Origin of the sequence: Romboutsia faecis (assembly GCF_014323405.1) — a bacterium.
GTDB lineage: Bacteria > Bacillota > Clostridia > Peptostreptococcales > Peptostreptococcaceae > Romboutsia_E > Romboutsia_E faecis.
The window spans coordinates 1-7,889 of record NZ_JACRWE010000017.1 but is presented as its reverse complement, the minus strand read 5'-3'; the positions used below and the strand labels follow the sequence as shown (position 1 = coordinate 7,889).

Annotated in this window: 9 protein-coding genes; all 9 read right to left on the bottom strand. The window is 26.3% G+C overall.

Annotated features, from left to right (window positions below; translation table 11 throughout):
• Window positions 1-51: 51 nt before the first annotated feature.
• Entirely contained in the window at window positions 52-408 is a 357-nt protein-coding gene (locus tag H8923_RS16730) for a hypothetical protein (protein ID WP_153973169.1), read from the bottom strand.
• A 96-nt stretch (window positions 409-504) separates the two neighbouring features.
• Window positions 505-822, bottom strand: a complete 318-nt coding sequence (locus H8923_RS16725) for a hypothetical protein (RefSeq protein WP_153973170.1) — start codon at window positions 820-822, stop codon at window positions 505-507.
• A gap of 446 nt (window positions 823-1,268) precedes the next feature.
• Entirely contained in the window at window positions 1,269-1,811 is a 543-nt protein-coding gene (locus H8923_RS16720) for a tyrosine-type recombinase/integrase (protein WP_172976773.1), read from the bottom strand.
• Between the two features lie 85 nt (window positions 1,812-1,896).
• Window positions 1,897-2,466, bottom strand: coding sequence for a hypothetical protein (locus H8923_RS16715; protein WP_153973172.1), 570 nt, complete (start codon window positions 2,464-2,466; stop codon window positions 1,897-1,899).
• Between the two features lie 23 nt (window positions 2,467-2,489).
• Entirely contained in the window at window positions 2,490-3,002 is a 513-nt protein-coding gene (locus H8923_RS16710; RefSeq protein WP_172976774.1) for a helix-turn-helix domain-containing protein, read from the bottom strand.
• Window positions 3,003-3,109: 107 nt separating this feature from the next.
• Window positions 3,110-3,697: a helix-turn-helix domain-containing protein gene (locus tag H8923_RS16705; RefSeq protein ID WP_153973174.1), complete on the bottom strand. Its 588-nt coding sequence runs from the start codon at window positions 3,695-3,697 to the stop codon at window positions 3,110-3,112.
• Between the two features lie 251 nt (window positions 3,698-3,948).
• Entirely contained in the window at window positions 3,949-6,498 is a 2,550-nt protein-coding gene (locus H8923_RS16700) for a DEAD/DEAH box helicase family protein (RefSeq protein WP_153973175.1), read from the bottom strand.
• Between the two features lie 29 nt (window positions 6,499-6,527).
• Entirely contained in the window at window positions 6,528-6,848 is a 321-nt protein-coding gene (locus tag H8923_RS16695; protein WP_153973176.1) for a hypothetical protein, read from the bottom strand.
• A 324-nt stretch (window positions 6,849-7,172) separates the two neighbouring features.
• Window positions 7,173-7,781, bottom strand: coding sequence for a recombinase family protein (locus tag H8923_RS16690; RefSeq protein WP_187127996.1), 609 nt, complete (start codon window positions 7,779-7,781; stop codon window positions 7,173-7,175).
• Window positions 7,782-7,889: the final 108 nt, after the last annotated feature.

Below are 7,889 nucleotides of genomic sequence, written 5' to 3'. Positions count from 1 at the left end.
ATTAAAATTATGTCACTATCTTTATCTTGTTAGAACTCGCCCTTTTACAAATTAGTCATTTAATATCAAATGTTCTTTCCCTCTGCCTTTATAATCTTCTCTTATGGTATTTATAAAAGATTTTTCTAATTCTTTCATAAGCATTGGTAAAACATTACTAGGATAATAATCTGGTCTTAATGCTTGTAAGGTCTTAAATCTTAAATGCAGACCTAGTAGTTTTGGCTTCTTCTCTATTAACTGATTAAACTTTTCTTGAAGCTTTTTATTTTCATGCTTATTGCTTATTAGCTTTTGAATTTCTTCTTCTTGAGTTTCTAATAAGTCAAAAGTATGACCTATAAAAATATATGTCTTAAAATCTATATCAATTGATAGCTGATAGACTATCGCTAATTTACTAATCATAAAATCACCCATAAATAATAATTATAATTACTTTGTTTCATATAGGTTGCGTATTCTCAATAAAAAACCTACTTTTCGCAACCTATAAATGCATCTTTAAAAATCTATAAAGTTAGATGCTATATGTGAACATTCATGGTCTACACTACCCACAAAAAAATTAAATATTAAATACTTTCTTTTCCAATACCTCATATCATAAACAATATCTTTAGCTTCTAAAATATTCTTTATTTCTTCGCTTTCCAGTATATTTTTTAAATCTCTTTTTTTGCCTTCTTTAATGCAAAAGGTACTAAAACTTCCTATTTCTTTTTGTAAGGCTATTTTTTTTATACTCTTTGTTGTTGCTTCAGCCATATGTGCAATTAAAATTCCATCACTATATAACTTTTTATTTTGTATATACTCCATATTTAAAACTCCTTCTTATATTCGTATGTACTTTTTTTATAAACGCAAACATTGATTCTCATTAAAAAATCAACATATACGCGACTTATTCGAGTTGCATTTCTCATTTAACAAACGCAAGTTACCTTTAAGTGATTGATTTTACTTACTTCTTGCATGATAATTGTTTGAACTTGGCTCTAGCGTTTGTTATTCAAAAAATACTTAAATTCTTAAATGATAATAGAGATTTTTATAAAACAAGCTTTATTTAGCTTCTATCCAAGATATATCAACAGATACACCCCTATAAAAAAATGTAATTTTTCCTCTAATTCTCACATTTTTGTAATTCAACTCTATATATTGATTTTACTTAACTTAAAGCTATTTATTTTTAGTATTGAGAATGAAATGTAATATAGGGTTGTAAATTCTCACATTTTTTCAAGTGAAAAAAAATATCACTATATATTTATGTCCATCATTATTCCGTCTATCATTTCTTGCTCTAATCCTAAATATACAAGTGTATCTCTTTGATTTTCATGTCCCAATATCTTCTGTGCAGTTTCTATTCCATGTATTTTATTAACCTTTTTACCTAGTGTTTTCCTCATAGTATGAGTGCCTATATTGTATTTAATCCTGCATTTCTTACTAGCTTCTTTAAATAATCTCCATGCATGACCTTCGCATATATGACCACCCTTTTGGCTCTCAAATAAGAAATCATCATCTTTGGCTTCTTTGTAATATTCATCAATCACTTCTCTTATTGCTTTATTTATTATTATTGTTTTTCTTTTTCCAGTCTTCTCTTCTGCTTTTATAACTAAGTAATCTTTGTTTCTAAACTGATTTACCTTCAGTGGTACTATATCAGAAATCCTTAACCCAGTATTACTACCAATAATGAACATAGGATATAATCTTTTATCCTTATGTCGTTTTAAATATCTTTTAAACTTATCTATATCCTTTTGAGTTCTAAATGCTTCTACTCTCATTCTTTTAATTACACCTCTACATTTCTTTATAAAAAATACCCACATGGGTATTAATATTAGTGGGTATTTTTTAGTTTAAATGTGCTTAGAATTGAATTAGGTCTAATGTAGAACTATCCCAATCATTTGAATTTCCAAAAGCATTACTTATTGACCTAGAACTCATGTTATTCTTCAAGTCTTTTGTAAATTTCTCTATTCTATCAACTAATTTACTGTTATCATTTCTGCTTAACCATTCAGACAATGGTGTAATAAATCCTTCATACTTTCTTTTTATAACACTAAATGTAACATTGTCATTAGCTTCTAATATGAATTTAAGGATATTTCCATCAACTTCTCCTTCAGACATTTCTAAAATTGATAATGTATTTGATAATTTAGCCTGATACTCTAAAGAATTTATAATCTTTTCTTTTGGCTCAAATTCTTTAAGCCTATGCTCTAAAGCATCATCCATCATTTTTTCGTATTTTATTCTTAAATTATCAATTTCATTATTCTGTTCTTCTCTTTTTTCATTTATAAAAGTATCTGAATAAGTATCTTTTGCATCACTTGATAAATATACTTTATATCTACTTTCAATTTTCCTTACATCTGACTTGTAATTATTCCATATTGGTCTTAATTTATCTCTTAATCTATCCATATCGTAAACCTCCTTTATGATATTTATTTTCGTCTTATTACTTGTTTAATTTTCAAATCCATAGTTAAGCTAACTTGTTCCAATAAATCCTTCTTCTCTACTTCTGATAATACTTTCACTCCACCATGAAGCCTTTGATACATTTCAATAGTTTCTAAAATTTTCTTTTCTATATTAAATGAGATATTTTTCTTTTCCTCTTCCCATTTTTCTATTATAGAGTTTTGCTTATCCAAAACTTCTATCATTTTTTCAGCATATTCAGATTCCGTTAATTCTGGATAATTAGACTTAACGTATCTTGTCCAATCTTTAAATACATACTGCATTAATGTTTTAAAGTCTATTTTAAAAACAACTGATAATGCTTCAATTTGTTCTGTTGTAGGTATTCTCTGCCCACCTTCTAAGTTTCTATAAGTACCTTTACTTACTCCTATTTTCTCTGCCATATATTCTTGACTATATCCGAAGAACTCTCTTGTTCTTTTTATATCTTGACCAAATACTTTTTTATACACTTCTATTGAATTCACAATAATTTCCTCCACACTTAACTCAATAATAACATCTACTTTTAAAATATGCAACATTTCAACGCAAAATACACATAAATAATGCACATACATCTATAATATGTGCATTATTTATGATTTTCCATATATTCTTTTAAAGCCATAGAAACTAAGTCTATTTTTCTAAATTCCTTATTATGTTTTACAAACTCATTAAAATCATTAAGAACTTTTTTATTTACTCTAAATGATGTTAGCTCACTATCACAAATAGGTAAATCTATGCATATCTGACCTTGTAAAACATTTGTATTACTTTTGTATAACTCAATCATTTCCATTAATACTTCATATTCATTAGTTATATTTACTAGCTTATCTTTTATATTACTATTAAAATTATCAATACTTGTATTACTGACGTTATACTTTTTTAAATCTGCTCTATCTATTGTATTTAATTCCTTTTGTCTATTCTTCATAACATCTGCACTACCTCGTATTACGCCTGTATTACTGACGTTAATATCTTTTATATATTTGTTCAAATCCTTGCTATATCTATAATTTATCTTTTTAAATCTATCTCTTATAGTGCTTCTTCCTATACCTATATCCTTTGCGATATTAGTTAATGTCTTATTTCCCTCTAATAGAGAATTAATATATTCAACTTGCTCAATTAAACTTAAATTATTAAACTTATCTTTTTCCATATAAACTCGCCCCTTGTTTACTTTTGTAATACAAATGTATTTCATTCTACTATAACATACTAATAACCTTCAAAATAAAATAATTGAATTTTTATGTCCGAAAGTTTTACTCTCAATTTATTGGTTTCATTTTCTCGTGTTTTTTCCGACTTTTCGAAACCACTTATTGTTTTTTTATAAAAATACAGGTATACTTATATCGTAATAAAAAAGAGTGTTAAGGACGGCGAAATCACATAACACTCTAAAACTTAAAATATTCCTTCTAATAGTATTTCCTTATGATTACTATCTAGTTGGCTTAATATTTTAGCTTTTCTTTTTTGAATAGAGTATTCTAAACTCATATCGGAACTTGTTGCCCCAAGTTCCTTTTTTATGTCCGAAATATCTATTCTCGATTTAATTGTATAAGCATTTATTCTTTTTTCATTTGTCTCACTTCCTGGTAATATATTTTTATAAAAATTGTAATTTTTATCTGAGACACTTAAATTTATTTTCACCCTATCAATATTATAAATTTGATTTAAAACAGCACTAATTTTTTTGGTAGATAATGACCAGTTATCACCAAATGCTATCCTTAAAGCTTCTGATAAATCTTCTAGATGCTCTTGAGTGTAACTAACCCCCTCATATAGGTAATGAGTTATTAAATTATAAATTCTAACTTCTAAAGAGTAGTCATTGCTAAAAGCATTAGGATATTCTTGTTTTAACTCATCATAAATAATAGTGTTTATCTTAGCAAATATCTTTTTATTGTTCTTTCTTTGAGCCATATTCCAAGCTAAATCAAGACTAAAGCTATTTTCTAGAACATATTTACCGTATAAGCTAATCATAGATTTTAAAGAATTTTCATTTATTAATTTATGGACATTGTTTTTTAAATACTCTTTCTGAATATCTTCAACATACAAGTTATTTATTTTTAAATATTCTTTTAGATTGCTACTTAATTTTGATTTTTTTATTTCATCATATCCAATAAGTATATCCTTGTATTGTTCAAGGTTATCAATAGCTTCTTCTTTAGATAGTTTTAATTCGTGTTTATATATATCTTTATCCCTTTTTATATCTTCGTTAGCCTTAATATTATAGACTATCTCTATGTTCTCAAAGTATTCTTCTAATAGTACCTTGAAGCTTTCTAGAGTTCTTGAATTATAGTATTTTGAATATACTTGGCTTCTAATGTAAACACTATCGACTTCGTAATTATTTATATCTCTATTGAAATATACGTTTGTATCGAGGTTTATTGGATTTATATTTAGTCCTAATGTTGAAAACTCTGTATTTCCATTACAAGCTACATTATATGCATCTTTTAATATACTAGCTTTACTTATATTTTCATTTACAAGCCATTCTATATCGTATATTTTGCATTCCTCTTGATAGTTATTGAATATGTGTATATTAACTTCTTTTAAATCCCTAAATCTTGCTACATATTGCTTTATAGTACCAAGGTCTTTTATATTTGACACTATTATGTCGCTTACATTAGGGTTTTTTATGTTTACCCCTGCAACAATAGTTGTTGTGTTTAGAAGTACCTTAAAATCGCCCATATCGCTTCTAGTCATTATATTATTATATAACTGACTAGCTTCTTTCGTATCTGATGTTATTACATCACTTTTTTTATTTATCATTGTAGATATATATTTTAATTCTTTTGTATCATTCATAAGTAGAGAAGAATTATTTGAATTATTTAATATATCTATAATCATTTTTGTGTCTATACCATTGTATAATTTTACATTGTACTTGGTTTGTTCTTTTTGCTTATACTCTGTGATATAGTTGTATATTTCAAAATCTAACTTATTAGGTGTCCCAGTTATATCTATTCTACCTTTAAATTTTTTTGATACATCATACAAGCCTTTTATTGCCTTTTTACGGTATGTGTCTGTATATGTTTGATGTATTTCATCAATGATTATTATATATTCACTTAAATCCGCTTCTGTTAGTTTAGATACCTTATCCCATGTCATTACGACTACATTATCTTTTTCCATTGCATCTGTTGCCGATAGTTTATCGTATGCCCCTGGAATATTATATTCAGACATTACTTGTTCAACATTTGCACTATTAGGTAATATAAATATAGCTTTATATTTATATTTTTTTAATATATTTATTATTGAATAGGTTTTTCCGCTTCCAGTAGGGGCAATTAGAAGGTGAGTTTCCCCACCTTTTGCACCATTTATAGCATTTGTAACTGCTTCATCATGTTCTGATATGTATTTATCTATGCTTATTGTTTTATTTGCTTTAAATTTTGAATAATTAATTATTTCAGTATCATTAATGAAGTCCTTATTTTCTTTTAAGTTATCTATAAGGCAACTAATCCTAAACTTAGTATCTATGTTTGTATTAGGATTTTTTAACTCATTTTCAAGTTTAAATATATATTTATTAATTTCTTTTTTATCTTCTAAAGCCTTTTTAAAAGCTTTCTTTTCTTCTTCTGTATATTCTGCTTTTGGTAGTTCTATGCCATTATCAATACATAGCTTTTTTATAGCTCCCATAAAGTCAGTTTTCTCTTTATTTATGACTAAATCTATTACACTCCCACCAGCTCCACAACTAAAGCATTTGTAAGTATTATTTTTCTTATTTATTTTTAGTGCATCTGAACTACTACAATGCACACAGTTTCTATTTTTATTTTTTTCATAGCTTCCATATAAATTTAATGTATTTTCAAGTATAGACGGATTACTTTTTAATCCGTCTATTATATTTTTTAAACTTATCATTAGTTAATCACTTCCCCCATTATATTGGTCTATCTATCAAATGATTTGATTATATTTTTTATAATTCTTACATCCCTTGCACTTTTCGCTCTTGAAATTTCGCTAATTACAAAATTTTTATCGAAGATATCTTTGTTAAATATATTTTCATCATTGTAAGCATTAACATTATGCTGAATAATTGAAGTCATTTCTATAATCATGGTTATCATATTATATTTATCTTTATGATAAGCCTTTAAATAGTCTAATTTATCAGCGTAGTATTCTATATCATCATCTCTTTTTACTGTATAGATATTTAAATCTACTCCATCAATATTATAGTTTGGTTCTTGATATTTTTTCATCTTTCAATTCTCCTTGTAAATAAATTTTAGAATTAAAAAAAGCCATAACTGTTTACGTTAGTTAAGGCTTGTATATTCTAAAATTATCTATATTTACATTTATACTTGAAAAATGATACAATCTAAGTATAATAAATATATGATAAGTCTTAGATTTTACTAACTCTTACTAACTGTTGCAAGCAGTTTGTACGTTTAATCATATTTAAGTGTTGCAAGCACTTCTATATGACTGTAAAATTTAAGGCTTTTTTCTTTATTCTATTGTCTTTTTATATTATAACTCTTTTTCTCATAAATTGACAATATTTTCTTTTTTGTTTTCTATTTGCCTTCGCATTCTGTTTTTAACAATTTTAAATCATTTTCTTTTTTATATCTTATCAATGTTCTTCTGCTTATTCCTGTCCTCTTTGCAACTTCATTATATGAGTAGTCCTCAAGTAACTGTAATGCCGTATCTCTTTGAGCCTTTTTAAATTTCTTAGGTCTTCCTAATGTTGCATCTACATCAGTTTCCATTTTTATTTGCTTTCCTTCAAGTGTACGCTCAACTATCATATCTCTTTCAAATTCAGCAAATGAGAAGAATATATTTCTTATTAGCTTAGAAGCTGGTGTATTATCCATTAATCCAATATTTAATACATTTACCTTAACGCCTTTTTCTATTAGATCATTAACTATTTTAGAACCTTCTATCATACTTCTAGCAAATCTGTCTAACTTAGTAACGACTAATGTATCACCTTCTTTCAATTCGTTTAGTAACTTATTAAACTGTGGTCTATCTGCTTTTGTTCCTGTATATGCATCTTGAAATATATTTTCTTGAGGAACTCCATTTTCTAATAATAATTTTGTCTGCCCTTCCAAACTGTTCCCCTCATTTGCTTGTTTAACTGTACTTACCCTTATATATCCATAAATCATAATTGACACCTCTTAATTTTAATATATACTTATGTCACTTATTAATGACACCTCTTTATATATTGATTTTACTATACAAAATCACATGATGTCAATATTAAAATTATG

Coding starts and splice junctions, on each gene's coding strand:
- H8923_RS16730 (WP_153973169.1), bottom strand. CDS start 408: ATGATTAGTAAATTAGCGATAGTCTATCAGCTATCAATTGATATAGAT.
- H8923_RS16725 (WP_153973170.1), bottom strand. CDS start 822: ATGGAGTATATACAAAATAAAAAGTTATATAGTGATGGAATTTTAATT.
- H8923_RS16720 (WP_172976773.1), bottom strand. CDS start 1,811: ATGAGAGTAGAAGCATTTAGAACTCAAAAGGATATAGATAAGTTTAAA.
- H8923_RS16715 (WP_153973172.1), bottom strand. CDS start 2,466: ATGGATAGATTAAGAGATAAATTAAGACCAATATGGAATAATTACAAG.
- H8923_RS16705 (WP_153973174.1), bottom strand. CDS start 3,697: ATGGAAAAAGATAAGTTTAATAATTTAAGTTTAATTGAGCAAGTTGAA.
- H8923_RS16700 (WP_153973175.1), bottom strand. CDS start 6,498: ATGATAAGTTTAAAAAATATAATAGACGGATTAAAAAGTAATCCGTCT.
- H8923_RS16695 (WP_153973176.1), bottom strand. CDS start 6,848: ATGAAAAAATATCAAGAACCAAACTATAATATTGATGGAGTAGATTTA.
- H8923_RS16690 (WP_187127996.1), bottom strand. CDS start 7,781: ATGATTTATGGATATATAAGGGTAAGTACAGTTAAACAAGCAAATGAG.